Raw genomic sequence first — 26,031 nt, 5'->3', positions numbered from 1 at the left:
GGTAGAGGCCATTTCCCGGATACGGCGGTAACGGATTCGGTAGCGTTTGAGATATGACGAACGTGCGAATAGCGACCACGGGGATCGCGGCGGCGACGTTTGCCGCGGCCGCTGCGATGATTGCGACGCCCGCCACCTCCCACGCGGATCCCGCCGGCCACCAGGTGACGTACACGATCACCGCCACCGGCAACCTGACCGGCAACGTCAGGTACATGAACAGCGATCCGCCCAGCCAGGCGGCCTTCAACTCGAACTCGTCGCAGTTCCTGAACACCGTGCAGACGGCGTTCACCGCCGGGCAGCCGCTCGTCTACAACGCCACCCTGGCCGACCCCAACCAGTGGGCGTTCGTCAACGCCAGCGGTGGATGCCACTGGCCGGACTGCGACTCGTCGAACATGCCGCAGATTCAGTGCCAGATCGCGGTGGACGGCCAGGTCGTGGTGACCCAGAGCGCCACCACCGGAGTCACCTGCTCGACGCGTCCCTGGTAGCCACGACGACGACCTCGGCGGGTTCGGCGCCGACGGCCCGGACCTGGTGGCCGATCGAGGCGTCGAAATAGGCGCTGTCGCCGGGCCCGAGGGTGAACGTCTGATCCCCGTAGTCGAGCTCGACGGTCCCGGCGTGCACGAACAGGAATTCCTGACCCGTGTGCTCGGGATGGGGGTCGTCGGCCGGCCTCTCGGTCGGGCGAACCACGAACGGCGACATCGACTTTCCCAGCACCGACGAGGCCAGCACCCGGTAGCGCTCACCCTCCGCACTGGCGGCCCGTTCGACGGTGATCTTCTCGTGGGCCGCCTCCTCGGAGAACAGCCGCCCGACGTCGACGTCCAGCGCCTTGGCGACCTTGAGGGCGACCGCGATCGACGGCGTGCTGCGCCGGCGTTCGATCTTGGACAGGTAGCTCTTGGTCAGCCCGGTCTGCTGGGCGAGGGCCTCGAGAGTGAGGCCGCGTTGCTTGCGGACCGCGCGCAGCAGTGCCGTCACCGGCCGCCCCTCTCATGACACAAGGTTTCCTATAGTGATACTATCGTGTCATATCGCCGAGGGAGCCCGTTATGGCCAGCACGTTCACCGATTCGAAATCCGACTTGATGCGCCGCGCGGCCGAGCAGTTGACGGCCCTTCAATCCAAGGACGCCGCCGATGCGCCGCTGACCACCCGCCAGAAGCTCGCCCTGACGTGCCGCGCCCTGTTCGACGCCGGGCACGATTCCGGGTTGGCCGGGCAGATCACCGCCCGCGCCGAGCGGGACGGCACCTACTACACCCAGCGGCTCGGTCTGGGCTTCGACGAGATCACCGACGCCAACCTGCTTTTGGTCGACGAGGACCTCAACGTCCTTGAGGGAGACGGAATCGCCAACCCCGCCAACCGCTTTCACAGCTGGATCTATCGCGCCCGCCCCGATGTGCAATGCATCGTGCACACGCACGCGTTCCACGTGGCCGCGCTGTCGATGCTGGAAGTTCCGCTGATCGTGTCCCACATGGACACCACGCCGCTCTACGGCGACTGCGCGTTCCTGGAGAAATGGCCCGGCGTGCCGGTCGGCAACGAGGAGGGGGAGATCATCTCCGCCGCGCTGGGGGACAAGAAGGCGGTCCTGCTGGCCCACCACGGCCACGTCATCGCCGGCGCCAGCGTCGAGGAGGCGTGCTCGTTGGGCATCCTCATCGAGCGCGCCGCGAAACTGCAGCTGGCCGCGATGGCCGCCGGCACCGTCAAAGAGCTACCCGAGGAGCTGGCCCGCGAGGCCCACGACTGGACACTGTCGCCGCAGCGCAGCCGCGCCAACTTCGCCTACTACGCCCGCCGGGCCCTGGCCCGGCACCCGGACGCGCTGACCAGCTAACCCGTTATCCGCCAACCGAATCCGAGGAGCCCGCCTGTGGCGCAAACGTCCGAGCCCAAGATCCACGGCATCATCGCCTACCCGGTAACGCCGTTCTCTGGGGACGGCATCGACACGAAACGCCTTGCGGCGCTGGTCGATCGGCTGGTGTCGGCCGGCGTTCATGCGATCGCACCGCTGGGCAGCACCGGCGAACTCGCCTATCTCGACGAACCCGAATTCGACACCGTGGTCGACACCACCATCGCCACCGTCGCGGGCCGGGTGCCGGTGGTGGTCGGTGTGTCGGATGTGACCACCGCCAAGACCATTCGGCGCGCCACCTACGCGCAGCAGGCCGGGGCCGACGCCGTGATGATCCTGCCGGTGTCCTACTGGAAGCTGACCGAGCGGGAGATCTTCCAGCACTACCGCAGCATCAGCGATGCCATCTCGATCCCGATCATGGCCTACAACAACCCGGCCACCAGCGGCGTCGACATGCCGCCCGAGTTGCTGGTGCGCATGTTCGAATCCATCGACAACGTGACCATGGTCAAGGAGTCCACCGGCGACCTGACCCGCATGCAGCGCATCGCCGAACTGTCCGGCAATCGGCTGCCCTTCTACAACGGCAGCAACCCGCTGGTGCTCGACGCGCTGAAGGCCGGGGCGTCCGGATGGTGCACGGCCGCACCGTGTTTGCGGCCGCAGCCCTGCATCGACCTCTACGAGGCGGTGCGCGCGAACGACCTCGACACGGCGCAGAAGCTCTATGACGACCTCAAGCCGCTGCTCACCTTCATCGTCGCGGGCGGGCTGGCCACCACCGTCAAGGCCGGCCTGGAGCTGCTCGACTTCCCGGTCGGGGATCCGCGCGCGCCACTGTTGCCGCTCGACGAGGCCGGCCGGGGCGAACTGCGCAAACTGCTTGGCGCCTAACCCGATTGCCCTACTAACCCAAATCGGGTGCGGAGAAAGTGTCGCACTGCTTCGGGTCACCGGTCTGATAGCCGACGGTGAACCAATGCTGGCGTTGCTCGGCCGAGCCGTGGGTCCAGCTTTCGCGGTTGACGCGCCCGGTCGCCTGTTTCTGGATGCGGTCGTCGCCGACCGATGCGGCGGCCGATAGCGCGTCGCGAATGTCCTCGTCGGTCAACGGATTCAGGAACGGCGTGCCGTCCTTCTGGTTGACCGTCGCTGCGTAGTGCGCCCAGATGCCGGCGTAGCAGTCGGCCTGCAGCTCGGTGCGCACGCCGTTGCCGCCGGCGCCCTTGGCCCCCTGCTGGGCGCGGCCCAGGTCGCCCTGCAGCTGCTGCACGTGATGACCGTATTCGTGGGCGACGACGTATTCCTGCGCGAAAGCGCCGTTGCTGGAATGCAGCTGCTTGACGAGCACATCCTGAAAGAAGCTGGTGTCGAAGTACGCCGTCTGGTCGGCCGGGCAGTAGAACGGCCCGACGTCGGTGGTGGCCGGTCCGCAACCGGTGCTCACCTGGTCGCTGAACAGGCGCACATGGGGGCGGGTGTAACCCGGCATCAGCTGATGCCACACCGCGTCCACGGAATTGCCGGTGGCGACCACGCGGCATTGCACGTACTTGTTGGCGTCGGCGCCGGTCTTGCACTGGCTCAGGTCGAAACCGGGCGCGGAATAGCCGCCGGTGTTGGTCTGCGGCTGGTTCATCACGCGACCGGGGTCGACGCCCAGAAACAGCGCCCCGAGCAGGATGATCAGCCCGAGGCCGCCGCCCCCGACGGCCATCCCCATCCCGCCACCGCCGGACGACGATGCTGCGCTGGTGTCGATCTGCATGCCCTCGTTGAAGGTCATGACACGCTCCTAAGGTTGCCGGGTCGCAAGGGAGTCGGTGTAGCTACGCAGGTTGCGCAGGTATCGGCGCAGGGCCAGGTTCAGCAGCGGCCCGACCACGACCATCGCCAGCTTCGCCGGGCCGGCCGGCTTCTGGGCCATGGTCCACGTCAGCCGGCAGCCGCCCGGGATGGCCTCGACGCGGTAGTCCTCGGCGAAGGCCGCCACGGACTTGGTCGAGCATTCATTGAAACGAAAAGCCATGTGCGTGAAGGGTTCCCACGCGAGGAATTCCTCGTTGCCGACGATGCCGCCGCGCATCTCCACGACGCGGGTGGTGCCGACGCCGCGGGGCTCGGGGCTGGTCCAGGTCACCTTCGTGATTACCTTCGCCCAGCGCGGCCAGGATGCCGCGTCGGAGAGCACCTCGAACAGCTGCTCGGGGGTGATGGCCAGGTCGACGCTGTTGCGGAACGCAAATGGCGCCGATTCGATGAAGTTCACGTCGACGCGCTCGCAGGGGAACATGAAATTAATCTAACCGGGCCCGTCGCTCGCCGCGGCCAACAACGGCACCACGACGTCGCTGATCGGTGTGGCCAGGCCGTGGGCCCGGGCCTTGCGGATGATCACGCCGTTGCGGACGTCCCATTCCATCGGCCGGTGGTTTTCCGCGTCCGTCAGGATCGACGTGCCCATGTCCTCGGGGGCGTTGCGGAACAGGTCGGTCAGCTCGTGGGCGATGCCGTCGGGAAGCCGGGCGCCCTCGGCCCGCGCGACGGCCAGGCATTCGGCGAGGTAGCGGTGCGACAGTGCGGCCACGTCGTCGCGGCGAAACATCCCCGACCGCCGGCGCGACAGCGCCATGAACCCGGCCAGCGCGTTGGTGAGTAGCTTGCGCCAGCCCGCGGTGATGATGTCGGGGTCGCAGTCCACCCGGCAGCCGGCGCCGCGCAGCAGTTCGGCGACCGTCTCCGCCGAGGGCCCGCTGGGCAGCACCAGGGCCGCCTCGCCGCGCAGCCGCACCCAGCCGTCGGGCTGGGTCTCGGCCGAGTACCAGACGATGCCGGGGATGACGGGGGATCGCGGGCAGTGCGGCTGCACCTGCTCGACCTGCTCCACACCGTTTTGCAGCACGACGACGATGGTGTGGACGTCGCAGAGCCGGGCCAGCCAGCCGGCCGCCTGGTCGTTCTGGGTGGCCTTGACGGCAAGCAGCACCACGTCCACCGGGCCGGAAACCTCGCCGGGATCGGTGTGCACCGGGCCGGGGACGACGATCGGGTCGGCGCCGTCGGGCCGCAGTTCGATGCTCTCGCGAGGGGTGCGGCCGCACACTACGACCGAATGTCCGGCCCGCGACAGCAGCGCGGCGACCGTCGTACCGACGGCGCCCGGACCGACGAGTGCGATGTTTGTGGCGATACGAGCGAAACTACACCGCCCCTTAGACTGATCTGTCGTCCAACGTAAAGGGGAGTGTTTTTGTGCTGCGCAGCCACGCCGCCGGGTCGCTGAGGAGTAGCGACGCCGGGCAGCAGGTGACGCTAGCGGGCTGGGTGGCCCGCCGCCGCGACCACGGCGGCGTCATCTTCATCGACCTGCGCGACGCGTCCGGGATCACCCAGGTGGTGTTCCGCGCCGAAGACGTGCTGGCCCAGGCGCACCGGCTGCGCGCCGAGTTCTGCGTCGCGGTCACCGGTGTCGTGGAGATCCGCCCGGAGGGCAACGCCAACCCCGAGATCGCGACCGGTGAGATCGAGGTCAACGCCACCGCGCTGACCGTGCTGGGGGAGAGCGCGCCGCTGCCCTTCCAGCTCGACGAGCCCGCCGGCGAGGAAACCCGGCTGAAGTACCGCTACCTCGACCTGCGCCGCGACGCCCCCGCCGCGGCAATTCGGTTGCGCTCCAAGGTGAATGCGGCCGCTCGCGGCGTGCTGGCCGAGCACGATTTCGTCGAGATCGAGACGCCGACGATGACACGGTCGACACCCGAAGGCGCGCGCGACTTCCTGGTGCCTGCCCGGCTGCAGCCCGGGTCGTTCTACGCCCTGCCGCAGAGCCCGCAGCTTTTCAAGCAGCTGCTGATGGTGGCGGGAATGGAGCGCTACTACCAGATCGCCCGCTGCTACCGCGACGAGGACTTCCGCGCCGACCGCCAGCCCGAGTTCACCCAGCTCGACATGGAGATGAGCTTCGTGGACGCCGAGGACATCCTCGCCATCTCCGAGGAGATCCTCTCGGCGCTGTGGGCGCTGATCGGGTACCAGATCCCGACACCTATCCCGCGGATCAGCTACGCCGAGGCGATGCGCCGGTTCGGCTCCGACAAGCCCGACATGCGATTCGGACTCGAGCTCGTCGACTGCACAGAGTTCTTCAAAGACACCACATTTCGCGTCTTCCAGGCACCCTACGTCGGTGCGGTGGTGATGCCGGGCGGGGCCTCGCAGCCGCGGCGGACGCTGGACGGCTGGCAGGAGTGGGCCAAGCAGCGCGGCCACCGCGGGCTGGCCTACGTGCTGATCGCCGACGACGGCACGCTGGGCGGCCCGGTCGCCAAGAACCTGTCCGACGCCGAGCGCGACGGCCTGGCCGCGCACGTGGGGGCCGAGCCCGGGGACTGCGTCTTCTTCTCGGCGGGCCCGCCGAAGCCGTCGCGGGCCCTGCTGGGGGCGGCGCGCGGTGAGATCGCGCACCGGCTGGGCATGATCGATCCGGACGCCTGGGCGTTCGTCTGGGTGGTCGACCCGCCGCTGTTCGAACCCGCCGACGACGCGACCGCGGCCGGCGACGTGGCCGTCGGCTCCGGGGCGTGGACCGCCGTGCATCACGCGTTCACCTCGCCGAAGCCCGGGCATGAGGACGCGATCGACACCGATCCGGGCAACGTGCTCGCCGACGCCTACGACATCGTCTGCAACGGCAACGAGATCGGCGGCGGCTCGATCCGTATCCACCGCCGCGACATCCAGGAGCGGGTGTTCGCGGTGATGGGACTGGACCACGCCGAGGCCGAGGAGAAGTTCGGATTCCTGTTGGAGGCGTTCACCTTTGGCGCGCCCCCGCACGGCGGGATCGCGTTCGGCTGGGACCGGATCAACGCCCTGCTGTCGGGGGTCGACTCCATCCGCGAGGTGATCGCGTTCCCGAAGACCGGCGGCGGCGTCGACCCGCTCACCGATGCGCCGGCGCCGATCACCGCCCAGCAGCGCAAGGAGTCCGGAATAGACGCCAAGCCCGAAAAGGTTGACCGGGCATGACCGAACACCTGCCGGACACCGACACTATTAATGCCTTCAACCGGGCCATCGTCGACGAATTCCGCGCCAACGGCGGCAAGGTCGGCGGCCAGTTCGAGGGCGCCAACCTGCTGCTGCTGCACACGACCGGCGCCAAGTCCGGCCAGCCCCGGGTGTCCCCGCTGGCGTACTTCGACATCGACGGCAAGCTCATCGTCATCGGCTCCTTCGCCGGGGCCCCGGTCAGCCCGGCGTGGGTGCACAATCTGCGGGCCAACCCGAGCGCCCGCGTCGAGGTCGGAACGGACGCGTTCGACGTGACCGCTCGCGAGCTGCCGACCGACGAGCGCGACGCTCTCTTCGACAAGGTCACCGCCGCGGCGCCCGGGTTCGCCGAGTACCAGGCCAAGACCAGCAGGGTGATTCCGCTGTTCGAGTTAATCCGGACCTAGCCGGTGGGCGCTTCGCGGCCGGCGGTGCCCTCGAGGGTCCTCGCCGCCGCGCGCGCGGGCGGCAAGCGGTTGCGCGCGGTCTGGTTCAACCTGGTGCAGACGTCGGCGGCCGCGGGCGTGTCCTGGTACCTGACGCACGATGTCCTCGGCCACCCGCAACCGTTCTTCGCGCCGATCGCCGCCGCGGTGTCGCTGTCGACCAGCAACGTGCTGCGCGCGCAACGCGCCATCCAGATGATGATCGGGGTGACCCTCGGCATCGGCCTGGGCTCGGCGGTGCAGGGGCTGGTCGGGCCCGGCGCGGTGCCCATCGCGATCGCGGCGTTCATCGCGCTCGGCGCCGCGGTGTTCATCGGGGGCGGCTTCATCGGGCACGGGATGATGTTCGCGAACCAGACCATCGTGTCGGCGATCCTGGTGCTGGCCCTCTACCACGGCGGCGTCGGGCTGGAACGCATCTTCGACGCGCTGATCGGCGGCGCGGTGGCGATCGTCTTCGCCGTGCTGCTGTTTCCCGCCGACCCGCTGGCGCTGCTGCGCGGCGCGCGCGTCGGCGTGCTGGCGGTGCTGCACGACGTCTTGGCGCGCGCCGCCGACGTCGCCGCCGGGCGCAAAGCCGCCGCGCCCGACTGGCCGCTGACGGCCGTCGACCGGGTGCACGAACAGCTCAGCGGCCTGCTCGAGGCGCGCACCACCGCCCGCCACGTCGTCACCATCGCCCCGCGCCGATGGGGCCTGCGCGACGCCGTGCACGCCGCCGATCACCAGGCCGTGCACGTGGCCCTGCTGGCCGGCTCGGTGCTGCAGCTGGCCCGCGCCGTCGCCCCCGCCTCGGACGTCGGCCCCGAGCCCCCGGCCCCGCACGTGCACACGGTGCTGGTCGTGCTCGCCGCCGCGACCGCGCTCGCCGACCGCGACGCCGCCGGCGCCTGCGCATACACCGCGTCGGCCCGCCATCACGCGTCGCAGTTGCCGTCGGGCGCCGGCGCGAAAACCCAGGCGATCCTCGCCGACGCCGTCGGCGCCTGCATCGACGACCTGCAACGGGTCATCGACCTCCGGCCCGTGTGAGCCTCACCGCGAGTCGGCCAAGAACTCCTGCACCAACTTCCGCGGCGCCTGCGTCAGCCACGCCTCGGTGATCAGCTCCTGGAGGTCGCGCACCGAGATCTCGGCCAGGTTGACCAGCACGGCGGGGTAGCCGTCGAAATGCGGAGTGGTGAAGTAGGTTTGCGGCTCGTCGTCGATCAGCGCGAACTTGACCCCCTCGTCGGACACCCGAACGCCGAGGATGTCGCCGCGCGGCGGCTCCGGGCCGTTGCGGGCCAGGGCCTCGCGTTCCGAGGGCCGCAGCGGCCGCTCCCAGGCCAGCAGTTTCTTGCCGACCCGCCAGTCGTGCGGCGACGGCTCGGAGGTGAGGGCCAGCTCGCCGACGATGCGGGCGACCTCGTCCCAGGTGGCCACTCCTCGATTGTGCTCCCGTTTCCGGCCCGTTGCCGTCATATCGGCAAACCGCCGCCGCCGGCAGTCCGTCGCGGCCCGGTGTGTGATGTGATCAGCCTGTGTCTGAAGCAGACGCCGGGGCGGCCCGCCGGCATCGAGTCACCCACCGCACCGAATACCGCTACTCCGACGTCGTGACCAGCTCGTACGGCCGCGGGTTTTTGACCCCGCGCGACTCGCTGCGGCAGCGCCGCGTCGCCCATCGGCTGATCATCGAGCCCGCCCCCGCCGACAGCTCCACCAGCACGGACACCTACGGGAACATCAGCTCCTACTTCCACGTGACCGAGCCGCACAGCATCTTGAAGGTGGTCAGCGATTCGGTCGTCGACGTCTATCCGCCGGCGCCGGGCCTGTATGCCGCCGGGGCGGCCGTGCAGCCGTGGGAGGACGCCCGGCCGGCGGGACGGATCGGGGCGCTGGCCGCCGAGTTCACCCTGGACCTGGATCCGCCCGAGATCACCGACGAGGTCCGCGAGTACGCGGCGCCCAGCTTCACGCCCGGACGCCCGCTGATCGAGGTGCTGCGCGATCTGGCGTCGCGGATCTTCACCGACTTCACCTACCGGTCGGGGTCGACGACGATTTCCACCGGTGTCGCCGAGGTTCTGGCGGCCCGGGAGGGGGTATGTCAAGACTTTGCCAGGCTGGCGATCGCCTGCCTGCGCGCCAACGGTTTGGCGGCCAGTTACGTGTCCGGCTACCTGGCCACCGACCCGCCGCCCGGAAAGGATCGGATGATCGGCATCGACGCCACGCACGCCTGGGCCGCGGTGTGGACTCCGCAGGACCCCGGCCAATTCGAGTGGCTGGGGCTCGATCCCACCAACGACCAGATGATCGACGAGCGCTACATCGTGGTGGGCCGCGGCCGCGACTACGCGGATGTCCCGCCGCTGCGCGGCATCATCTACACCGACTCGCAGCACAGCGTGATCGACGTCGCCGTCGACGTGGTGCCCTATTCAGACCCCATCGAAGGCGACTTCTCGCATGCGTGACTTCACCTGCCCCAACTGTGGCCAGCGCCTGACGTTCGAGAACTCGACGTGCCTGAATTGCGGCAGCGCGCTGGGCTTTTCGCTCGAGCAGATGGCGTTGCTGGTGATCTCCGACGGCGAGGCCACCGAGCACGCCGGCGTCGTGCCCGCCAGCGAGTACCAGCTGTGCGCGAATCTTCAGGTGGCCGAATGCAATTGGCTGGTGCCGGTCAACACCCCGCGATTGCTGTGCGCGTCGTGCGCGCTGACCGCCGAGCGGCCCAACGACGCCGACACCGTCGGGCTGGCCGAGTTCGCCCGGGCCGAGGCGGCCAAACGACGGCTGATCGCCGAGCTGCACGAGCTGAAGCTGCCGATCGTCGGGCGGGACAAGGATCCCGACTACGGGCTGGCCTTCCGGCTGCTGTCCAGCGCACACGAAAACGTGATGACCGGGCACCAGAACGGGGTCATCACAATCGATTTGGCCGAGGGTGACGACGTGCACCGCGAGCAGCTGCGGGTCGAGATGGACGAACCGTACCGGACCCTGCTGGGCCACTTCCGCCACGAGATCGGGCATTACTACTACTACCGGTTGATCGCCCCGTACCGCGACCGCCTGGAGCGGTTCAACGAGCTCTTCGGCGACCCCGACGCCGACTACCAGGCGGCGCTCGACCGCCACTACAGCGAGGGCGCGCCCAACGGCTGGCAGGACCACTTCGTGTCGTCCTACGCCACCATGCATGCGAGCGAGGACTGGGCCGAGACGTTCGCCCACTACCTGCACATCCGGGACGCGCTGGACACCTCGGCGTGGTGCGGGCTGGCGGCGGCGTCGGCCACCTTCGACCGCCCCGCGTTGGGGCCCAGCGCATTTCAGACGATCATCGACATGTGGCTGCCGTTGTCGTGGTCACTGAACATGGTGAACCGGTCGATGGGGCACGACGACCTGTACCCGTTCGTGTTGCCGGCCGCGGTGCTGGAGAAGATGAAGTTCATCCACACCGTCGTCGACGAGGCAACGTCGGAGTCCCGGGGACCCGCGTCCGTGGCGGGTTAGCCGATGTGCTTCTCGATGACGGCGGATCTGGTGGTGGGCGCCGCCCTCGTGCCCGTCGCCGTGGCGACCCTGCGCGAGGTGAAGCACTGGCGCGAAGTGCCCTTCGCCCTGCTGCCGACGGTGTTCTCGGTCCATCAGTTCATCGAGGCGGCGGTGTGGCCCAACGACGTCGTCTCCCCGGGGATGAAACACCTGGCGATGCTCGCCTACGTCTTCATCGCGCTGCCGCTGCTTCCCGCGCTGGTTCCGTGGGCGATCCTGGCGCTGGAACCGAGCGGCGCCCGGCTCCGGGTGGCGCCGTTTGCGGTGCTGGGCACCGTCGTGTCGGTCTATCTCGCCGTCGTCGTGCTCACCGACCCGGTCACGGTGACGATGGGTCCCCATGCGCTGCAGTACCAGACCGGCGTTCGGGGCGGCTACGTGTGGGCGGCGCTCTACGTCATCGCCGTCATCGGGCCCGCGGTGATGTCGGGCTATCGCTCCATCGTGGTGTTCGGGATAGCGAACCTGGTGGGGCTGAGCGTGGTTGCCGTCCTCTACGTGCACGCGTTCGCGTCGCTGTGGTGCATCTACGCCGCGACGCTCTCGGTCCTGGCGCTGGTGCACATGGTGCGGCGCCGGCGGCTGCCCGACCCGCACCGCTACCACGGCGTCGCCGCGGAGCGGGAGGCATCGCCGACCGGCTAGGCGGGCATCACCCGGCGCACGTCGGGACCCCAAAGTGGTTGCATCCCACCGGGTAAGGCCAGCTGCGTGGTGGTGATGACGTCGGCCAGGTTGCGCAGCTCGGCGTGGACCGCGCCGAGCAGGTCCGCCAACTCGGCGCGCCGCCCGTCGTCGCCGACCCGTTCCAGCGCCGCGGGATGGGATCGGCGCAGCAGGGTGCCGATCTCGTCCACCAGACGTTCCGGGCGCGACGAGCCCGACGAGCCGGGCAGGTCCCCGAGATCGGTGCGCAGCCGGTCCAATTGGTACAGCAGCGATCTCGGGTTCTGCGCGTCGAACAGCATCAGCTCGACCATGGCGGAGACGCTGACCTTGCCCGCGGTGCGGCGCCGGTAGATGACCGAGGACTCGCACGCCACCAGGGTGGATTCGATGACGGTCTGTTCGGCGGCGGCCCCGCGCACCACGGTCAGCGTCGCCCGCAGCAACGCGGTCAGCCACAGGCCGCGTTCGATGCGCTTGCCGATGTCCATCATCGTCCAGCCCACGTCGCGCACCATCGACTCGGCGGCCACCCCCGACAGGGTCAGCATCCCGGCCAGCGTCTGGGCCTGCGCCCGGCTCAGCGCGGCGTCGGCCTCGGCGAGCGAGTCCGGCGGCTCGCTGTCGAGCGCCAGCGCGCGCTCCACCGCGGCCAGCACCATCCACGTGTCGTTGGACATCTGGTCGCGCACCGCGCGGGCGGCCAGCGCCAGGCCTTCCACCGACTGCACCAACGAGCCGGGGCGGTGCGGGTCGACGGTGAGCGACCACAGCGTCGAGGGGGCGACGGCGATCATCTCGGCGTGGTCGCCGCCGCCGTCGGCCGCGGTGTCGGTTCCGGTGATGCGGCCCAGCGCGGCCATCAGCACCGGCACGCACTCGCTTTCCTCGCTGTGCTGGTGGTGCCGGTACACGTGGAACCTGTCGCGGGCGACGATGAGCAACCGCGCCATGCTTTCGGCGCGCTCGCCGTAGCGGCCGATCCAGAAGAGGTCGGACAACACGCGCGGGGAACTGACGGCCCAGGTGCCCGCGGCCGTCTTCGCCGGCGGTTCCACGCTCGGCGGGCTGACCGCCTCGGCCCGCGCCCGCTCGGTGGGCCGGATCCAGACATCCTTTGCCGCAACGGTTTTCAACGCGTAGGCGGCGTCCCCGGGCGCCAGCACGTAGCCGATGCCGCCGATCATCGGCGCGTAACCGCCCCGCTGGGCGACGGTGAACAAGCGGATGCCGACGCCCGCCGAGGACAACGCTCCGGCGTGATCGGTGGGTGCTGACGAGAACTGCGGCAGCTCCTGGCCGACCCACTGCCACGGCGCCGCCTCGACCTGGGCCGCCAACCGCGCCAGCTGTGTAGACGACAGCGCCGGTCCGACAAGGGTTTTCGCGCCGACCGTCGACCTCACCAGCAGGGACCCCAGGTTCGCCAGCAAGTGCGAACGCTCGGAGGCGATGCCGCCCCAGTAGGCCGGCGGGCTGGGCAGCAGCAGGGTCTCCGACAGCAGGTGCTCGGCCATGGCGGGCAGGAAACGCTGCAGCCCAGGGTTTTCCAGGACCCCGCTGCCCAGCGTGTTGACGACGGTCACCGTGCCGCGGTGTTGTGCCTCCACCAGACCGGCCACCCCGAGGCGCGAATCGGCGCGCAGATCCAGCGGGTCCGTGTAGTCGGCGTCAACCCGGCGCAGCACCACGTCGACGCGCTTCAGGGTGCCCAGCGAGCGCATCCACAACATGCCCTCGCGCACCACCAGGTCCGCGCTCTCGACCAGGGGGAAGCCCAGCAGGGTGGCCAGATAGGCCTGGTCGAAAGCGGTTTCGGAGTAGATGCCCGGGGACAGGACCACCACCACCGGGTCCTGGGCATCGTCGGGTGCCGCGTCGATCAGCGCCAGCCGCAGCGCCTGGGCGAACGGCGTGGTCGGCCGCGGCGCGATGCGTTCGTAGAGGTCGGGAACGGCGTGCGCGACCACGCGCCGGTCGGCCAGCGCGTAGCCGGCCCCCGAGGGCGCCTGGGTCCGGTCGCCGTTGACGACGAAGGCGCCGTCGGGACGCCGGCTGACGTCACAGGCGTGCATGAAAAGCTGGTGGCGCCCGGGGATCTCGATGCCGTTGGCGGCACGGACGTAGCCGGGGTGGGCGAACAGCAGCTCAGGCGGAAGGACACCGTCGGTGAGCAGGCTGCGCGGCCCGTAAAGGTCGGCGAGCACGGCGTCGAGCACCCGGGACCGCTGCAGGAGCCCCGCCTCGAGCATCTCCCAGTCGGCCGCGGACAGCACGAGCGGCAGCGTGTCCAGCTGCCAGGGCCTCGGCTCCTGGCCACGGCCGCCGGGCACGACGTCGGTGTAGGTGATGCCGTCGTTGTCGATCAGCCCGCGCACCACCGAGCGCAGCCGGTCCAGCCCCGCGCGGCCGCGCTCCGCGATCGCGTCGGCCACCTCGGCCCACGCCGGGCGCACGTGGCCGTCGGGGTCGACGAATTCGTCGTAGCCGCTCGCCGGGCCGCGCCGCAGATCGAAGAGCGCTTGCTGGGCGCGGGCGGCCCGGTAGCCGGCCAGCAACCGGTCCGCGTCGTAGCGGCCGCCGGCCGGGGCCGCACCGGTGCCGAATGTCATGTCCGCAAACGCCATTACTGCTGCACGGTACGCACGCGGCGCAAGCCTCCGATGCCCGGCGCGCCGAATTCGCGCCGAGTGTTACGGCGGCGCCGGACCCGGCGGCGGCCCGGGCTGGTAACCCGCCTGCTGCGGCGCGACCACCTGCCCGCCGGAGAACTTGCGGTAGGCGTAGATCCCGATCAGGGAGGCGACCGGGGCCGCCACCAACAGCCCGACCCCGCACGCGAGCGCGCCCACCACGAACAGCGCCACCTCGACCAGCCACACCAGCAGGGCGTTGCCGAAGTTTGCGGTGACGGTGGAGAAGCTGGAGGTCAGCGCCTTGATGGGCTGCTCCGATCGATCGATGGCGAACGGGATCGTGAACTGGGCGAAAATGCCCAGGATCAGGCCCGGCAGGAAGCACAGCGCCGAGGCGATCGAGGTGAGGATGCCGACCAGCAGCGCGGCCAGGAACACCATGCCGAAGTTGCGCGGCTTGAAGAACGAACCGACGGTCACCGGGCGCCCGTCGGCCAGATCCAGGCAGCCGGACAGGAAGGCGGCTTGGGCGAACGCGCCCACCAGGTAGGCGACGAGGTAGCCGAGGATGAGCAGCGTCATCCCGCCGCCGTTGAGGTTCGCCGTGAAGGTGAAGTAGTCGTCGTCGGAGCCGGTCGTCGTCGTGCCCACGCTTTGGCTCAGGCCGACCAGGGCCGAGGCGATGCCGATCAGGATCCCGTACACCAAGGCCGGAACGATCAGTGCCACAGGGTTTTTGGAGAAGGCGTTCCAGGCCCAGCCGAACGCGTCACCGATGCTGAAGGCCGGCGCGGGCGGGCCGCCGTAGCCGGGCGGCGGCCCGTAGCCGGGCGGCGGCCCGTAACCCGGGGGAGGCGCGCCATATCCGGGGGGCGGGCCGTAACCCGGGGGTGGCGGGGGAGGCGTGCCGTAACCGGGCGGTGGCGGGTAGCCGGGGGGATTCTGGCCCCCGCCCTGAGGGTCCGGCGGGCCTGGATGTTCGGGGGGTTGGCTCATGTCCGTCCTTGCTGTCCTGGGAGGAACGCGCGCTGAACTTGGCAAACGCCGAACTTAGCAAAGATGCGGCCGGTGCGCGCGGATCGCCGGGGCCGCAGCGGACGTCCGTCCCTCGTGGTATGCCTGAATCCGTGTCCGACGGTCTGTTTGACCTGCCCGGCGCGCCGCAGCCAGACGATCACGGCTTGGGCGCGTCGAGCGGCTCGCCGCTGGCCGTCCGCATGCGCCCGGCGTCGCTGGACGAGGTGGTCGGGCAGGACCACCTGCTGGCGCCCGGGTCGCCCCTGCGCCGCCTCGTCGAGGGCTCCGGCGTGGCGTCGGCCATCCTGTACGGGCCGCCGGGCAGCGGCAAGACCACGCTGGCCGCGCTGATCTCACAGGCGACCGGGCGCCGGTTCGAGGCGCTGTCGGCGTTGTCGGCCGGTGTGAAAGACGTTCGGGCGGTGATAGAAAAGGCCCGAACCGCGCTCCTCCATGGCGAGCAGACGGTGCTGTTCATCGACGAGGTGCACCGGTTCTCCAAGACCCAGCAGGACGCGCTGCTGTCGGCCGTGGAGAACCGGGTGGTGCTGCTGGTGGCGGCGACCACGGAGAACCCGTCCTTCTCGGTGGTGGCGCCGCTACTGTCCCGCTCGCTGATCCTGCAGTTGCGGCCGCTGAGCGCCGACGACATCCGCACCGTCGTGCAGCGCGCGATCGACGACCCACGCGGCCTGGGCGGGCAGGTCGCGGTCGCGCCCGACGCCGTCGACCTCCTGGTGCGGCTGGCCGCCGGTGACGCCCGCCGCGCGCTGACGGCGCTGGAGGTCGCCGCCGAGGCGGTGCCGCCCGACGGCGAGCTGACCGTCACCGCCATCGAGCAGTCCCTCGACGAAGCCGCCGTGCGTTACGACCGCGACGGCGACCAGCACTACGACGTCATCAGCGCGTTCATCAAGTCGGTGCGCGGCTCGGACGTCGACGCCGCGCTGCACTACCTGGCCCGCATGCTCGTCGCGGGGGAGGATCCACGGTTCGTCGCGCGCCGGCTGATGATCCTGGCCAGCGAGGACATCGGCATGGCCGACCCGACCGCGCTGCAGGTCGCGGTCGCGGCCGCGCAGACGGTCGCGCTGATCGGCATGCCCGAGGCGCAACTCACCTTGGCGCACTGCACGATTCACCTGGCCACCGCGCCGAAATCCAACGCCGTCACCACCGCGCTGGGCGCGGCGATGGCCGACATCAGGGCCGGCAAGGCCGGCCTCGTGCCGCCCCACCTGCGCGACGGACACTATTCGGGGGCGGAGGCGCTGGGCAATGCGCAGGGCTACAAATACTCCCATGACCAGCCGGATGGTGTTGCGGCGCAACAATATCCGCCCGACGAGCTGGTGGGCGTCGACTACTACCGGCCCACCGCCCGGGGCTTCGAGCGCGACATGGCGGGCCGGCTGGAGCGGCTGCGCGCGATCATCCGCCGGAAGCGGGGTGACACGGGATGAAAACCTTCAGCGACGAGGAGATGGGCCAACTGCTGCCCACCGCCAAGCAATACAGCGTCGTCATCCTCAAGCGCGACCCGAGGTTCGGGGACGAGTCGTCAGCGCAGATCATCTGGGAGCACGGCCGGCGCAACTTCGGACTGCGTGACGACGGCGTGCTCGCGGTGGTACTGCCGGTCACCGACGAGTCCGACGTCTGCGGCATCGGCGTTTTCGCCGCGACCGTCGACGAGACCGCCGCCATCATGGCCGACGACCCGGGGGTGGCGGCGGGGGTGTTCGTCTACCAGGTGCACGCCTGCCGCGGATTCCCCGGGGACGCGCTGCCCTGACCCGCGGGCGCGCGCTCAGACCAGCTCGGGCACCCGAAGGTGGGCGATCGCCAGCTCGAATTCCCCGACGTCGATCACCTCGGCCCCCAGCTCGCGCACCCGCCGGCTGCGCAGCTCGGTGGCGCGGTCGCGGTTGCGGGCCATCGCGTCCATCGAGTCGAACGTCGAGCAGGTCACCGCCCGGCGGCAGCTGGGGTGGTCGACCAGCAGGCTGGCACTGCAGAACCCGTCCAGGTTCTCCATCTCGGGCAGCACCGCCATCCGGTAGAAGTCCAGGGATCTGCTCAGCTGGTCCGGCACCACCTTGAGCCAGGTGGCGCGCACGCACGCGCCCTGGCGGGAGGGGTGGTCGCGGTGCAGCAGGGCGATGTCCCATTCCTCCACCCGCGCGCTGCCGTCGAACATCAGCGCGGCCCGGTCACGGATGGGCGCGACCCGCTCGGCGCTGCCGCGCATCGCCTCCACCGTCTCCCACGAACTGGTGGCGATGCAGGTGCCGGACTGCCGGTCGACCAACAGCGACAACCCCAACCACCCGTCGATCTCCTTGAGGGCGGGCATGACGACGTCGCGAACATGCGCAATTCCGATGTCGACCGAAAGGGGTTGCGCCTGGATGGTGGTAGAGCGTGCGTACACGGTCGACCCCTTCTCTGTCGGGGCGGCACCCCGGTGGCGCCACCGGTCCCACCAGTTACCTTCCTCCTGCCGGCAACTCGCCGCAATGCTTTCGGGACGCGGATCGGCGACCGGCCGAATGCCTGGTTCGGCCGGTCCACCACCCCCTCTAGATCAGACCAGCTCGGGCACCCGCAGGTGCGCCAGCGCCAGCTCGAACTCGCATTCGTCGAGTTCCTCGGCGCGCGCCTCTTGCATCGAGGAGCTCTTCAGCGCGGTTGCCTGCTCCCTGTTCCGCTCCATCTCGTCGATGCTGTCGAACGTCGCCGAGGACACGCCACGCCCGGAGGCACGGTCGATCAGCAGGCTCGCACTGCAGAACCCGTCGAGGCCCTCGAGCTGGGGCAGGACGGACGACTTGTAGTACTCGATGCCTTGGTCCATGGTCTCCGGCGGCACCATGACCCACGTCGCACGCACGCCCGCACCGTCGGGCGCGTGGTGGTCGCGATGCAGCACCGCGATCTCCCACTGCTCGACGTCCGTCGTGCCCCCGAACATTTCCGCCGCCCGATCGCGGATTCCGGTCACGGCTTCACCGCTGGCGCGCATGGCTTCGTCGCTCTCCCAGGCGCTGGTGGCGATGCACCGGCCGGAGCGACGGTCGACCAAAAGGGATACTCCGATGCAGCCCGGCATGCCTTGCAGCGCGGGCATGACCTCATCGCGAACATGCGCTATCCCGGCGTCGATCGACGAGGGTTGCGCCTGAATTGTGGTAGAGCGTGCGTACACGATCCACCCCCTCTTTGTTCGGGGCAGCGCCCCGGTGGCGCCACCGGTCATGAACCACCTTCCTCCTGCGGGTTACGCGCCGCAATGCCCAAATGTGGTCGCGCTCACAAACGATTGGCTGGTCGCGACGCGCGCGCCGTAGGCTGGTTCGGATGCATACCGATGTGCTGGACGTGGACACCTCCCGCCGCCGCATCGTCGACCTCACCGAGGCGGTGCGCGGCTTCTGCTGGTCGCGCGGGGACGGTCTGTGCAACGTGTTCATCCCGCACGCCACGGCGGGGGTGGCCATCATCGAGACGGGCGCCGGCTCCGACGACGACCTGGTCGACACGCTGGAACGGCTGCTGCCGCGCGACGACCGTTACCGGCACGCGCACGGCTCCGAGGGGCACGGCGCCGACCACGTGATGCCCGCGCTCGTCGCACCGTCGGTGACGGTTCCGGTCTCCGGCGGGGAGCCGATGCTGGGCACCTGGCAGAGCATCGTGCTGGTCGACCTGAACCGCGACAACCCGCAACGCTCGGTCCGGCTGAGCTTTTTGGAGGGTTAGCGGCCCGGTAGCCGACGCCACCGAGCAGGTACTGTGAGCGGTCGAAATGCGTCGTTAGACGGGCTTCCCATACCCCGGCGAATAGGCTGGGAACAAGACGTCGAAGTAAGAGAAAGAAGCGGACTCCGAAAGTGCAGACACACGAGATCAGGAAACGGTTTCTTGATCATTTCGTGAAGGCGGGTCACACCGAGGTGCCGAGCGCATCGGTGATCCTCGACGACCCCAACCTGCTGTTCGTCAACGCGGGCATGGTCCAGTTCGTGCCCTACTTCCTGGGCGCGCGCACACCGGAATACCCGACCGCCACCAGCATCCAGAAGTGCATCCGCACTCCCGACATCGACGAGGTCGGGATCACCACCCGGCACAACACGTTCTTCCAGATGGCCGGGAATTTCTCGTTCGGCGACTACTTCAAGCGCCGCGCCATCGAATTGGCGTGGACCCTGCTGACCAACAGCGTCGAGCAGGGCGGCTACGGCCTGGATCCCGAACGCATCTGGGCGACGGTCTATTTCGACGACGACGAGGCCGTGCAGCTGTGGAAGGAGATCGCCGGGCTGCCCGACGAGCGCATCCAGCGCCGCGGCATGGCCGACAACTACTGGTCGATGGGCATCCCCGGGCCGTGCGGCCCGTCCTCGGAGATCTATTACGACCGGGGACCCGAATTCGGGGTCGAGGGCGGCCCGATCGCCAACGAGGACCGCTACATCGAGATCTGGAACCTCGTGTTCATGCAGAACGAGCGCGGGGAGGGGACCGGCAAGGAGGACTTCGAGATCCTCGGGCCGTTGCCCCGCAAGAACATTGACACCGGCATGGGTGTGGAGCGGGTCGCGTTCATCCTGCAGGGCGTGCACAACGTCTACGAGACCGACCTGTTGCGCCCGGTCATCGACGCCGTGGCCGCGCGGGCCCCGCGCGGATACGACGCCGGCAACCACGACGACGACGTGCGCTACCGGGTCATCGCCGACCACAGCCGCACCGCGGCCATCCTGATCGGCGACGGCGTCACGCCGGGCAACGACGGCCGCGGCTATGTGCTGCGCCGGCTGCTGCGCCGGGTGATCCGCTCGGCCAAGCTGCTCGACATCGAGGGCCCCATCGTCGGCGACCTGATGGCCACCGTGCGCGACGCGATGGGCCCGTCGTATCCCGAACTCGTCGCCGATTTCGACCGGATCAGGCGCATCGCCGTCGCCGAGGAAACCGCGTTCAACCGCACGCTGGCGGCGGGATCGAAACTGTTCGACGAGGTCGCCGGCACCACCAAAGCCTCAGGCGCGAAGGCGATTTCGGGATCGGACGCCTTCACCCTGCACGACACCTACGGGTTCCCGATCGAGCTCACGCTGGAGATGGCGTCCGAGGCCGGCCTGCAGGTGGACGAGGTCGGGTTCCGGGAGCTGATGGCCGAACAGCGCCGCCGCGCCAAGGCCGACGCCGCCGCCCGCAAGCACGCGCACGCGGACCTGAGCGCGTACCGCGAACTGGTCGACGCCGGCCCCACCGAATTCACCGGCTTCGACGAATTGACGTCCGAGGCAAAGCTTTTGGGAATCTTCGTCGACGGCAAGCGGGTGCCGGTGGTCACGCACGGCACCGAGGGGGTCGACCGCGTCGAACTCGTGCTGGACCGCACCCCGCTCTACGCCGAGGCCGGCGGCCAGATCGCCGACGAGGGCACCATCAGCGGGACGGGCGCCAGCGGGAGCGCCCGCGCCGCGGTCACCGACGTGCAGAAGATCGCCAAAACCCTGTGGGTGCACCGGGTCAACGTCGAGTCCGGGGAATTCGTGGAGGGCGACACCGTCATCGCGGCCGTCGACCCGCAATGGCGGCGGGGCGCCACCCAGGGCCACTCGGGAACCCACATGGTGCACGCGGCGCTGCGACAAGTGTTGGGCCCCAACGCCGTTCAGGCCGGATCGCTGAACCGGCCGGGCTACCTGCGCTTCGACTTCAACTGGCAGGGCGCCCTGTCCGACGAACAGCGCACCCAGATCGAAGAGGTGACCAACCAGGCCGTGCAGGCCGACTTCGAGGTGCACACGTTCACCGAGCAACTCGAAAAGGCCAAGGCCATGGGGGCGATCGCGATGTTCGGCGAACGCTATCCCGACGAGGTGCGGGTGGTGGAGATCGGCGGGCCCTTCTCGCTGGAGCTGTGCGGCGGGACCCACGTGCACAACTCCGCGCAGATCGGGCCGGTCACGATCCTGGGCGAATCCTCGGTCGGCTCCGGGGTGCGCCGGGTCGAGGCCTACGTCGGGCTGGAGTCCTTCCGGCACCTGGCCAAGGAACGCGCGCTGATGGCCGGGCTGGCGTCGTCGCTCAAGGTGCCGTCCGACGAGGTGCCCGCCCGGGTGGCCAACCTGGTGGAGCGGCTCAAGGCGGCGGAGAAGGAGCTCGAACGCGCCCGGTTGGCCGGCGCGAAGGCCGCCGCCACCGACGCCGCGGCCGGCGCGGAGCGCATCGGTAACGTCCGGGTGGTGGCGCAACGGATGACCGGCGGGATGACGGCGGGCGATCTGCGCTCCCTGGTCGGTGACATCCGCGGCAAGCTGGGCGGCGATCCCGCGGTGGTCGCGCTGATCACGGACAACTCAGCCGGCGAGGGCGGAAGCGTGCCGTATGCGGTCGCGGCCAATCCGGCCGCCCAGGACCTCGGGCTTCGCGCCAACGACCTGGTCAAGAAGCTGGCCGCGGCGGTCGACGGCCGCGGCGGCGGAAAGGCCGACCTGGCGCAGGGCTCCGGCAAGGACCCGACCGGCATCGACGCCGCCCTCGCCGCAATCCGCTCGGAGATCACCGCGATAGCGCGGGTCGGTTGAGTGGTTTCCGCACAGCACCGCGCGCCCGACCGGCCCGGCGATCCTGACCAGGACCCCGGGCGGGGCCGGCGGCTCGGCGTCGACGTGGGCAGCGTCCGCATCGGCGTGGCCTGCAGCGACCCCGACGCCATCCTGGCCACCCCGGTGGAAACCGTGCGCCGCGACCGCTCCGGCAAACACCTGCGCCGCCTGGCGGCGCTGGCCGCCGAACTCGAGGCCGTCGAGGTGGTCGTCGGGCTGCCGCGCACGCTGGCCGACCGCACCGGTCCCTCGGCGATCGACGCGATCGAGCTGGCGGACGCGCTGGCCGACCGCGTCGCACCCACGCCGGTGCGGCTGGCCGACGAGCGACTGACCACGGTGAGCGCGCAGCGATCGCTGCGCGCGGCCGGGGTGCGGGCCAAAGAGCAGCGTGCGGTGATCGACCAGGCGGCGGCGGTGGCCATCCTGCAGAGTTGGCTGGATCAGCGCCGCGCGACCCTGACCGGGCCCGGGGAGCGTGCCGATGGTTGACAGCGCACGGCGTGAACGCGCCGAACCCGAGGCCGTGGGTCCGCCCCGGCGCAGGTCGAGCCGCACCGCCCGCAATCGGGCGGAGCGGGGCCGCCGGCGCCGGCGCACCGCCCTGCGCACCGCGCTGGCGCTGGTGGCGGTCATCGTGGTGGCGGGTGTTTTCGCCGGCGGCAAGCTGTGGCACGCCGTGTTCGGTCCCGGTGACGACTACACCGGAAACGGCAAGCGCGACATCGTGATTCAGATCAAGGACGGCGACTCGACCACCATGGTCGGGGAGACGCTGCAGAACGAGCACGTGATCAAGACCGTCCGCGCGTTCGTCAACGCCGCGCACGGCAACAGCAAGATCTCCTCGATCCAGCCCGGTTTCTACCGGATGCGCACCGAGATCCCGGCCGCCAACGCCGTCACGCGGCTAGCCGACCCCGACAGCCGGGTGGGCCGGCTGGTCATCCCGGAGGGCCGGCAGCTCGACGACACCACCGACATGAAGACCAACGTGGTCAACCCCGGCATCTTCACCCTGATCTCGCGGGCCACCTGCGTGGATTTCGACGGGAGTAAGCGGTGCGTCTCCGTGGAGGACCTGCGCGCGGCCGCCACCAACAGTTCTCCCTTGGCGTTGGCGGTGCCGCCCTGGGCCACCGAACCCGTCGGTGAGCTCGGCAAGGACCACCGCCGCATCGAGGGGCTGATCGCGCCGGGGACCTTCAACGTCGATCCGTCCGCGCCGCCCGAGACCATCCTGTCGAACCTGATCGGCGCCGGGGCGGTGGAGTACATGAAGTCCGGGCTGGTCGACACCGCCCAGGCCATGGGCCTGTCGCCCTACGACATCCTGGTGGTGGCGTCGCTGGTGCAGCAGGAGGCCAGGTCGCAGGACTTCGCGAAGGTTGCCCGCGTCATCTACAACCGGCTGCACGCCCACCACACGCTGGAGTTCGACTCGACCGTCAACTACCCGCTGGACCGCCGGGAGGTGGCCACCACCGACGGCGACCGGGCCCAGAAGACGCCGTGGAACACCTACGTGTCCCAGGGCCTGCCGGCCACCGCGATCTGTTCGCCCGGTGTCGACGCGCTCAACGCCGCCGAGCACCCCGAACCCGGCGACTGGTTGTACTTCGTCACCATCGACGGTCAGGGGACGACGCTGTTCACCAAGGATTATCAGCAGCACCTGGCCAACATCGAGCTGGCTAAGCACAACGGTGTCCTCGATTCCGCCCGCTGACGGCGATCGCAAGCGCGGCGAAGCCGGGCGCAGCGGGTCGCCGCTCGGTCAAGCCAGCGGCGCACCCCGGAAGGCGGCGGTGCTCGGCAAACCCATCGCCCACTCGAAATCCCCGCAGCTGCACCTGGCGGCCTACCGCGCGCTGGGCCTGACCGGCTGGACCTACGACCGCATCGAATGCGACGCCGACCAGCTGCCCGGGGTGGTCGGCGGGCTCGGCCCCGAATGGGTCGGGGTGTCGGTGACCATGCCGGGCAAGTTCGCCGCCCTGGCGTTCGCCGACGAGCGCACCGAGCGTGCCGAGCGGGTGGGGTCGGCCAACACCCTGGTGCGCACCCCGGCGGGCTGGCGGGCCGACAACACCGACATCGACGGGGTGGCGGGCGCGCTCGGGTCGACGGCCTCTGGATGGGCGCTGGTCTGTGGATCGGGCGGCACCGCGCCGGCGGCCGTCGCCGGCCTGGCGCAACTGGGCGTCGGCGGCATCACCGTCGTGGCCCGCAATCCCGGCAAGGCGGCCCGGCTGGTGGAGCTGGGACACGCGATGGGCGTCGCGACGCGGTTCTGCGACCTCGACGGCGGCGGGCTGGCCGACGAGGTCGCTTCCGCCGACGTGCTGGTCAGCACCATTCCCGCGGACGTGGCCGCCCGCTATGCCGGCACGTTCGCCGGCATCGGTGTGCTGCTCGACGCCGTCTACGACCCGTGGCCGACGCCGCTGGCCGCCGCGGTGAGCGCCGCGGGGGGCCGGGTGATCAGCGGCGTGCAGATGCTGTTGCACCAGGCCTTCGCGCAGGTCGAACAGTTCACCGGGCTGCCGGCGCCCCGCGAGGCCATGGCTTGCGCCCTGGAGGCATCGGATTAGCCTGCCGCGCATGCGGATTGCGGCGGGGTGCCTGGTGCTGGCCTGGTTGGCGGCGTTGAGCTGCTACGACATCCACCAACGGCGCTTGCCCAACGCGCTGACCCTGACCGGCGCCGCGGCGATCCTGGCGGTGGCCGGGGTGGCCGGGCGCGGGTGGTCGGCGCTGGCCGGAGCCGCGGCGTTGACCGCGATCTATCTGCTGGTCCACTGGGTGGCGCCGGGCGGGATGGGGGCCGGCGACGTCAAGCTGGCCATCGGCGTGGGCGCGCTGACCGGTTGTTGTGGCGCCGGCGTGTGGTTCCTGGCGGCGTTCGGTGCGCCGCTGCTGACCGTGCTGGTCGGGATGGTCGCCCGGATTCGCGGCGGCGCTCGGGGCGGCCGCACGGTGCCGCACGGGCCGTCGATGTGCTTGGCCAGCGCGGCGGGCATCGGCCTGTCGCTGCTCTGACGCCTTCAGTTGCCGACGACGGCGGGGCGCAGCAGCGGCAACAGCTCGTCGCCGAGCCGGACCGTCTCCGACTTGTACGGGGTGTCCGACAGCACGAAATGGCTGACCCCCAGGTCGGCGTATTTGCGCAGCGCGGCGGCGACTTCGGCGGCCGACCCGACCAGCCACGTCGTCCCGGCGCCTTCGCCGCCGTACTTGCTCGGCGTCGTATACAGACAGGAATCGAGCACCTCGCCGCGCGCGGCGAGGTCGGACAGCCGCCGCTGGCCCGCGGATCCCTTCGGGTCGTGCAGCAGCTGCATGGTGGGCGTTCCGGCCAGGGTGGCGACCTTGGCCTCGGCGTCGCGCCAGGCCTGCTCGGAGGTGTCGCGCACCAGCGTGGTGACCCGCAGGCCGAACTCCAGCGGCGCGTGCTCGCGACCGAGCTTGGCGGACAACGACTTCAGCCGGTCGATGCGTTCGGCGATCCCGTCCAGGGGCTCCCCCCAGAACAGTTGGACGTCGGCGTCGGTCGCGGCGACCTGCTCGGCGGCCGCCGATGCCCCACCGAAGTACAGCGTCGGGTGCCGGCCCTCGGCCGCGCCGAGCGGGCGGGGCTGCAGGCTCGAGTGTTCGACGGTGTAGAACTCGCCGCGGTGGGTGACGTCGTCCTCGCGCCACAACCGGCGCAGCAACCGGATGAATTCCCGCGTGCGGTCGTAGCGGCGTGACTTGTCGACCTCGGCGTCGCCGTAGGCGGCCGGATCGTCGGCGCCGCTGACGATGTTGACCAGCAGCCGGCCGTCGTTGAGCCGGTCGAGGGTGGCCGCCGCGCTGGCGAAATGCGCCGGATGCCAGTACCCGGGACGGACCGCCACCAGCGGCGCGAAGCGGTTGGTGCGCGCGGCGATTGCGGTCGCGACCGTGAAGGTGTCCGGACGTCCCCAGCCGGTGCCGATCAGCGCGCCGTCCCAGCCGTGTTGCTCGGCGCGCTGCGCCAGTTCGACGGAATAGTCGAGGCTTCCCCAGCCGTCGACGGTGTCGTCGCCGCGATGGCCGGGCTCGACGGTATTCGGTATGTACCAGAGAAATTGACCCACCAGACAAGATGCTGGCACAC

27 protein-coding genes are annotated in these 26,031 nt (G+C 70.1%); 17 read left to right on the top strand and 10 right to left on the bottom strand.

The genetic code is table 11. The annotated features are described in order from the left end of the window. Positions 1 to 53 precede the first annotated feature (53 nt). The gene (locus W7U_RS12095) at positions 54 to 497 is read left to right on the top strand and encodes a hypothetical protein (protein WP_008258290.1); all 444 of its coding nucleotides are present in this window, start codon (positions 54 to 56) and stop codon (positions 495 to 497) included. Here the strand turns inward: W7U_RS12095 and W7U_RS12090 are convergent. Beyond that, complete coding sequence (locus W7U_RS12090) at positions 472 to 996, bottom strand: XRE family transcriptional regulator (RefSeq protein WP_008258289.1); 525 nt, start codon at positions 994 to 996, stop codon at positions 472 to 474. The two genes, W7U_RS12095 and W7U_RS12090, sit on opposite strands and share 26 nt — an antisense overlap. 71 nt (positions 997 to 1,067) lie before the next feature. Between W7U_RS12090 and W7U_RS12085 the strand changes: the two genes are divergently transcribed. Beyond that, positions 1,068 to 1,865 (top strand): aldolase, encoded by a 798-nt coding sequence (locus W7U_RS12085; RefSeq protein ID WP_008258286.1) that lies wholly within the window; start codon positions 1,068 to 1,070, stop codon positions 1,863 to 1,865. Positions 1,866 to 1,901: 36 nt separating this feature from the next. Then, complete coding sequence (locus tag W7U_RS12080; protein ID WP_008258284.1) at positions 1,902 to 2,786, top strand: dihydrodipicolinate synthase family protein; 885 nt, start codon at positions 1,902 to 1,904, stop codon at positions 2,784 to 2,786. Positions 2,787 to 2,799: 13 nt separating this feature from the next. Here W7U_RS12080 and W7U_RS12075 read toward each other — a convergent pair whose 3' ends face one another. The 3 genes from W7U_RS12075 to W7U_RS12065 are packed head-to-tail and all read right to left on the bottom strand — an operon-like array spanning position 2,800 to position 5,082. Further along, positions 2,800 to 3,678: a neutral zinc metallopeptidase gene (locus tag W7U_RS12075; RefSeq protein ID WP_008258283.1), complete on the bottom strand. Its 879-nt coding sequence runs from the start codon at positions 3,676 to 3,678 to the stop codon at positions 2,800 to 2,802. Between the two features lie 9 nt (positions 3,679 to 3,687). Next, a complete protein-coding gene (locus tag W7U_RS12070) occupies positions 3,688 to 4,185 on the bottom strand; it encodes an SRPBCC family protein (RefSeq protein ID WP_008258281.1) in 498 nt (165 codons plus the stop codon). Between the two features lie 9 nt (positions 4,186 to 4,194). Then, positions 4,195 to 5,082 carry an oxidoreductase gene (locus tag W7U_RS12065; RefSeq protein ID WP_180831740.1) on the bottom strand — a complete coding sequence of 296 codons (888 nt, stop codon included), beginning with the start codon at positions 5,080 to 5,082 and terminating at the stop codon, positions 4,195 to 4,197. 62 nt (positions 5,083 to 5,144) lie between these two features. On the opposite strand from W7U_RS12065, the gene aspS reads away from it, so the two are divergent. Genes aspS through W7U_RS12050 form a run of 3 tightly spaced genes read left to right on the top strand, consistent with a single transcriptional unit; the run spans position 5,145 to position 8,422 of the window. Further along, complete coding sequence (aspS, locus tag W7U_RS12060) at positions 5,145 to 6,920, top strand: aspartate--tRNA ligase (RefSeq protein WP_008258272.1); 1,776 nt, start codon at positions 5,145 to 5,147, stop codon at positions 6,918 to 6,920. Then, positions 6,917 to 7,351 carry a nitroreductase family deazaflavin-dependent oxidoreductase gene (locus tag W7U_RS12055; RefSeq protein ID WP_008258271.1) on the top strand — a complete coding sequence of 145 codons (435 nt, stop codon included), beginning with the start codon at positions 6,917 to 6,919 and terminating at the stop codon, positions 7,349 to 7,351. The genes aspS and W7U_RS12055 overlap by 4 nt, the downstream gene beginning before the upstream one ends. Before the next feature lie 3 nt (positions 7,352 to 7,354). Then, the gene (locus tag W7U_RS12050) at positions 7,355 to 8,422 is read left to right on the top strand and encodes an FUSC family protein (RefSeq protein WP_008258270.1); all 1,068 of its coding nucleotides are present in this window, start codon (positions 7,355 to 7,357) and stop codon (positions 8,420 to 8,422) included. A gap of 3 nt (positions 8,423 to 8,425) precedes the next feature. On the opposite strand, the gene W7U_RS12045 is transcribed toward W7U_RS12050, so the two are convergent. After that, on the bottom strand, positions 8,426 to 8,815 hold the full coding sequence (locus W7U_RS12045; protein ID WP_008258269.1) for a hypothetical protein: 390 nt from the start codon (positions 8,813 to 8,815) through the stop codon (positions 8,426 to 8,428). Between the two features lie 98 nt (positions 8,816 to 8,913). Here W7U_RS12045 and W7U_RS12040 point away from each other — a divergent pair, with 98 nt between their 5' ends. The 3 genes from W7U_RS12040 to W7U_RS12030 are packed head-to-tail and all read left to right on the top strand — an operon-like array spanning position 8,914 to position 11,590. Continuing rightward, positions 8,914 to 9,855, top strand: coding sequence for a transglutaminase family protein (locus tag W7U_RS12040; protein ID WP_008258268.1), 942 nt, complete (start codon positions 8,914 to 8,916; stop codon positions 9,853 to 9,855). Continuing rightward, the gene (locus tag W7U_RS12035; protein WP_008258267.1) at positions 9,848 to 10,903 is read left to right on the top strand and encodes a putative zinc-binding metallopeptidase; all 1,056 of its coding nucleotides are present in this window, start codon (positions 9,848 to 9,850) and stop codon (positions 10,901 to 10,903) included. The genes W7U_RS12040 and W7U_RS12035 overlap by 8 nt, the downstream gene beginning before the upstream one ends. Positions 10,904 to 10,918: 15 nt before the next feature. After that, entirely contained in the window at positions 10,919 to 11,590 is a 672-nt protein-coding gene (locus tag W7U_RS12030) for a DUF6629 family protein (protein WP_008258266.1), read from the top strand. Here W7U_RS12030 and W7U_RS12025 read toward each other — a convergent pair. Next, on the bottom strand, positions 11,587 to 14,238 hold the full coding sequence (locus W7U_RS12025; protein ID WP_008258265.1) for a circularly permuted type 2 ATP-grasp protein: 2,652 nt from the start codon (positions 14,236 to 14,238) through the stop codon (positions 11,587 to 11,589). The two genes, W7U_RS12030 and W7U_RS12025, sit on opposite strands and share 4 nt — an antisense overlap. A gap of 66 nt (positions 14,239 to 14,304) precedes the next feature. Next, the gene (locus W7U_RS12020; protein WP_020822993.1) at positions 14,305 to 15,243 is read right to left on the bottom strand and encodes a hypothetical protein; all 939 of its coding nucleotides are present in this window, start codon (positions 15,241 to 15,243) and stop codon (positions 14,305 to 14,307) included. A 119-nt stretch (positions 15,244 to 15,362) separates the two neighbouring features. On the opposite strand from W7U_RS12020, the gene W7U_RS12015 reads away from it, so the two are divergent. Together W7U_RS12015 and W7U_RS12010 are read left to right on the top strand one after the other, a co-directional pair. Continuing rightward, entirely contained in the window at positions 15,363 to 16,727 is a 1,365-nt protein-coding gene (locus W7U_RS12015) for a replication-associated recombination protein A (protein WP_008258263.1), read from the top strand. Beyond that, positions 16,724 to 17,059: a hypothetical protein gene (locus tag W7U_RS12010; protein WP_008258262.1), complete on the top strand. Its 336-nt coding sequence runs from the start codon at positions 16,724 to 16,726 to the stop codon at positions 17,057 to 17,059. The genes W7U_RS12015 and W7U_RS12010 overlap by 4 nt, the downstream gene beginning before the upstream one ends. Positions 17,060 to 17,074: 15 nt before the next feature. Here W7U_RS12010 and W7U_RS12005 read toward each other — a convergent pair whose 3' ends face one another. Continuing rightward, entirely contained in the window at positions 17,075 to 17,698 is a 624-nt protein-coding gene (locus W7U_RS12005) for a hypothetical protein (RefSeq protein ID WP_008258260.1), read from the bottom strand. A 153-nt stretch (positions 17,699 to 17,851) separates the two neighbouring features. Beyond that, on the bottom strand, positions 17,852 to 18,472 hold the full coding sequence (locus tag W7U_RS12000; RefSeq protein ID WP_014385287.1) for an antibiotic biosynthesis monooxygenase: 621 nt from the start codon (positions 18,470 to 18,472) through the stop codon (positions 17,852 to 17,854). 164 nt (positions 18,473 to 18,636) lie between these two features. Here W7U_RS12000 and W7U_RS11995 point away from each other — a divergent pair, with 164 nt between their 5' ends. The 6 genes from W7U_RS11995 to W7U_RS11970 all read left to right on the top strand — a co-directional run bounded on the left by W7U_RS11995 (position 18,637) and on the right by W7U_RS11970 (position 24,932). Beyond that, positions 18,637 to 19,026 (top strand): secondary thiamine-phosphate synthase enzyme YjbQ, encoded by a 390-nt coding sequence (locus tag W7U_RS11995; protein ID WP_008258256.1) that lies wholly within the window; start codon positions 18,637 to 18,639, stop codon positions 19,024 to 19,026. A gap of 131 nt (positions 19,027 to 19,157) precedes the next feature. Continuing rightward, complete coding sequence (gene alaS / locus W7U_RS11990; protein WP_008258254.1) at positions 19,158 to 21,869, top strand: alanine--tRNA ligase; 2,712 nt, start codon at positions 19,158 to 19,160, stop codon at positions 21,867 to 21,869. Next, complete coding sequence (gene ruvX / locus W7U_RS11985; RefSeq protein WP_008258252.1) at positions 21,870 to 22,382, top strand: Holliday junction resolvase RuvX; 513 nt, start codon at positions 21,870 to 21,872, stop codon at positions 22,380 to 22,382. Next, positions 22,375 to 23,619: an endolytic transglycosylase MltG gene (gene mltG, locus W7U_RS11980; protein WP_008258249.1), complete on the top strand. Its 1,245-nt coding sequence runs from the start codon at positions 22,375 to 22,377 to the stop codon at positions 23,617 to 23,619. The genes ruvX and mltG overlap by 8 nt, the downstream gene beginning before the upstream one ends. Positions 23,620 to 23,698: 79 nt before the next feature. Further along, the gene (locus W7U_RS11975; RefSeq protein ID WP_029385085.1) at positions 23,699 to 24,484 is read left to right on the top strand and encodes a shikimate dehydrogenase; all 786 of its coding nucleotides are present in this window, start codon (positions 23,699 to 23,701) and stop codon (positions 24,482 to 24,484) included. Between the two features lie 10 nt (positions 24,485 to 24,494). Next, positions 24,495 to 24,932, top strand: a complete 438-nt coding sequence (locus tag W7U_RS11970; protein ID WP_008258242.1) for an A24 family peptidase — start codon at positions 24,495 to 24,497, stop codon at positions 24,930 to 24,932. A gap of 5 nt (positions 24,933 to 24,937) precedes the next feature. On the opposite strand, the gene W7U_RS11965 is transcribed toward W7U_RS11970, so the two are convergent. Next, complete coding sequence (locus tag W7U_RS11965) at positions 24,938 to 26,011, bottom strand: LLM class flavin-dependent oxidoreductase (protein WP_008258241.1); 1,074 nt, start codon at positions 26,009 to 26,011, stop codon at positions 24,938 to 24,940. Positions 26,012 to 26,031 lie beyond the last annotated feature (20 nt).

It is taken from the genome of Mycobacterium sp. H4Y (assembly GCF_000364405.1).
Classification (GTDB): Bacteria; Actinomycetota; Actinomycetes; order Mycobacteriales; family Mycobacteriaceae; genus Mycobacterium; species Mycobacterium intracellulare.
This window is presented reverse-complemented; position numbering and strand designations above follow the sequence as displayed.

Excerpts from the sequence above, each read along its gene's own strand:
- W7U_RS12035 (WP_008258267.1), top strand. The coding sequence starts at position 9,848 with ATGCGTGACTTCACCTGCCCCAACTGTGGCCAGCGCCTGACGTTCGAG.
- W7U_RS12055 (WP_008258271.1), top strand. The coding sequence starts at position 6,917 with ATGACCGAACACCTGCCGGACACCGACACTATTAATGCCTTCAACCGG.
- W7U_RS12095 (WP_008258290.1), top strand. The coding sequence starts at position 54 with ATGACGAACGTGCGAATAGCGACCACGGGGATCGCGGCGGCGACGTTT.
- W7U_RS12025 (WP_008258265.1), bottom strand. The coding sequence starts at position 14,238 with ATGGCGTTTGCGGACATGACATTCGGCACCGGTGCGGCCCCGGCCGGC.
- W7U_RS12030 (WP_008258266.1), top strand. The coding sequence starts at position 10,919 with ATGACGGCGGATCTGGTGGTGGGCGCCGCCCTCGTGCCCGTCGCCGTG.
- W7U_RS12015 (WP_008258263.1), top strand. The coding sequence starts at position 15,363 with ATGCCTGAATCCGTGTCCGACGGTCTGTTTGACCTGCCCGGCGCGCCG.
- W7U_RS11970 (WP_008258242.1), top strand. The coding sequence starts at position 24,495 with ATGCGGATTGCGGCGGGGTGCCTGGTGCTGGCCTGGTTGGCGGCGTTG.
- W7U_RS12085 (WP_008258286.1), top strand. The coding sequence starts at position 1,068 with ATGGCCAGCACGTTCACCGATTCGAAATCCGACTTGATGCGCCGCGCG.
- W7U_RS12010 (WP_008258262.1), top strand. The coding sequence starts at position 16,724 with ATGAAAACCTTCAGCGACGAGGAGATGGGCCAACTGCTGCCCACCGCC.
- W7U_RS12070 (WP_008258281.1), bottom strand. The coding sequence starts at position 4,185 with ATGTTCCCCTGCGAGCGCGTCGACGTGAACTTCATCGAATCGGCGCCA.
- W7U_RS12020 (WP_020822993.1), bottom strand. The coding sequence starts at position 15,243 with ATGAGCCAACCCCCCGAACATCCAGGCCCGCCGGACCCTCAGGGCGGG.
- W7U_RS12075 (WP_008258283.1), bottom strand. The coding sequence starts at position 3,678 with ATGACCTTCAACGAGGGCATGCAGATCGACACCAGCGCAGCATCGTCG.
- mltG (WP_008258249.1), top strand. The coding sequence starts at position 22,375 with ATGGTTGACAGCGCACGGCGTGAACGCGCCGAACCCGAGGCCGTGGGT.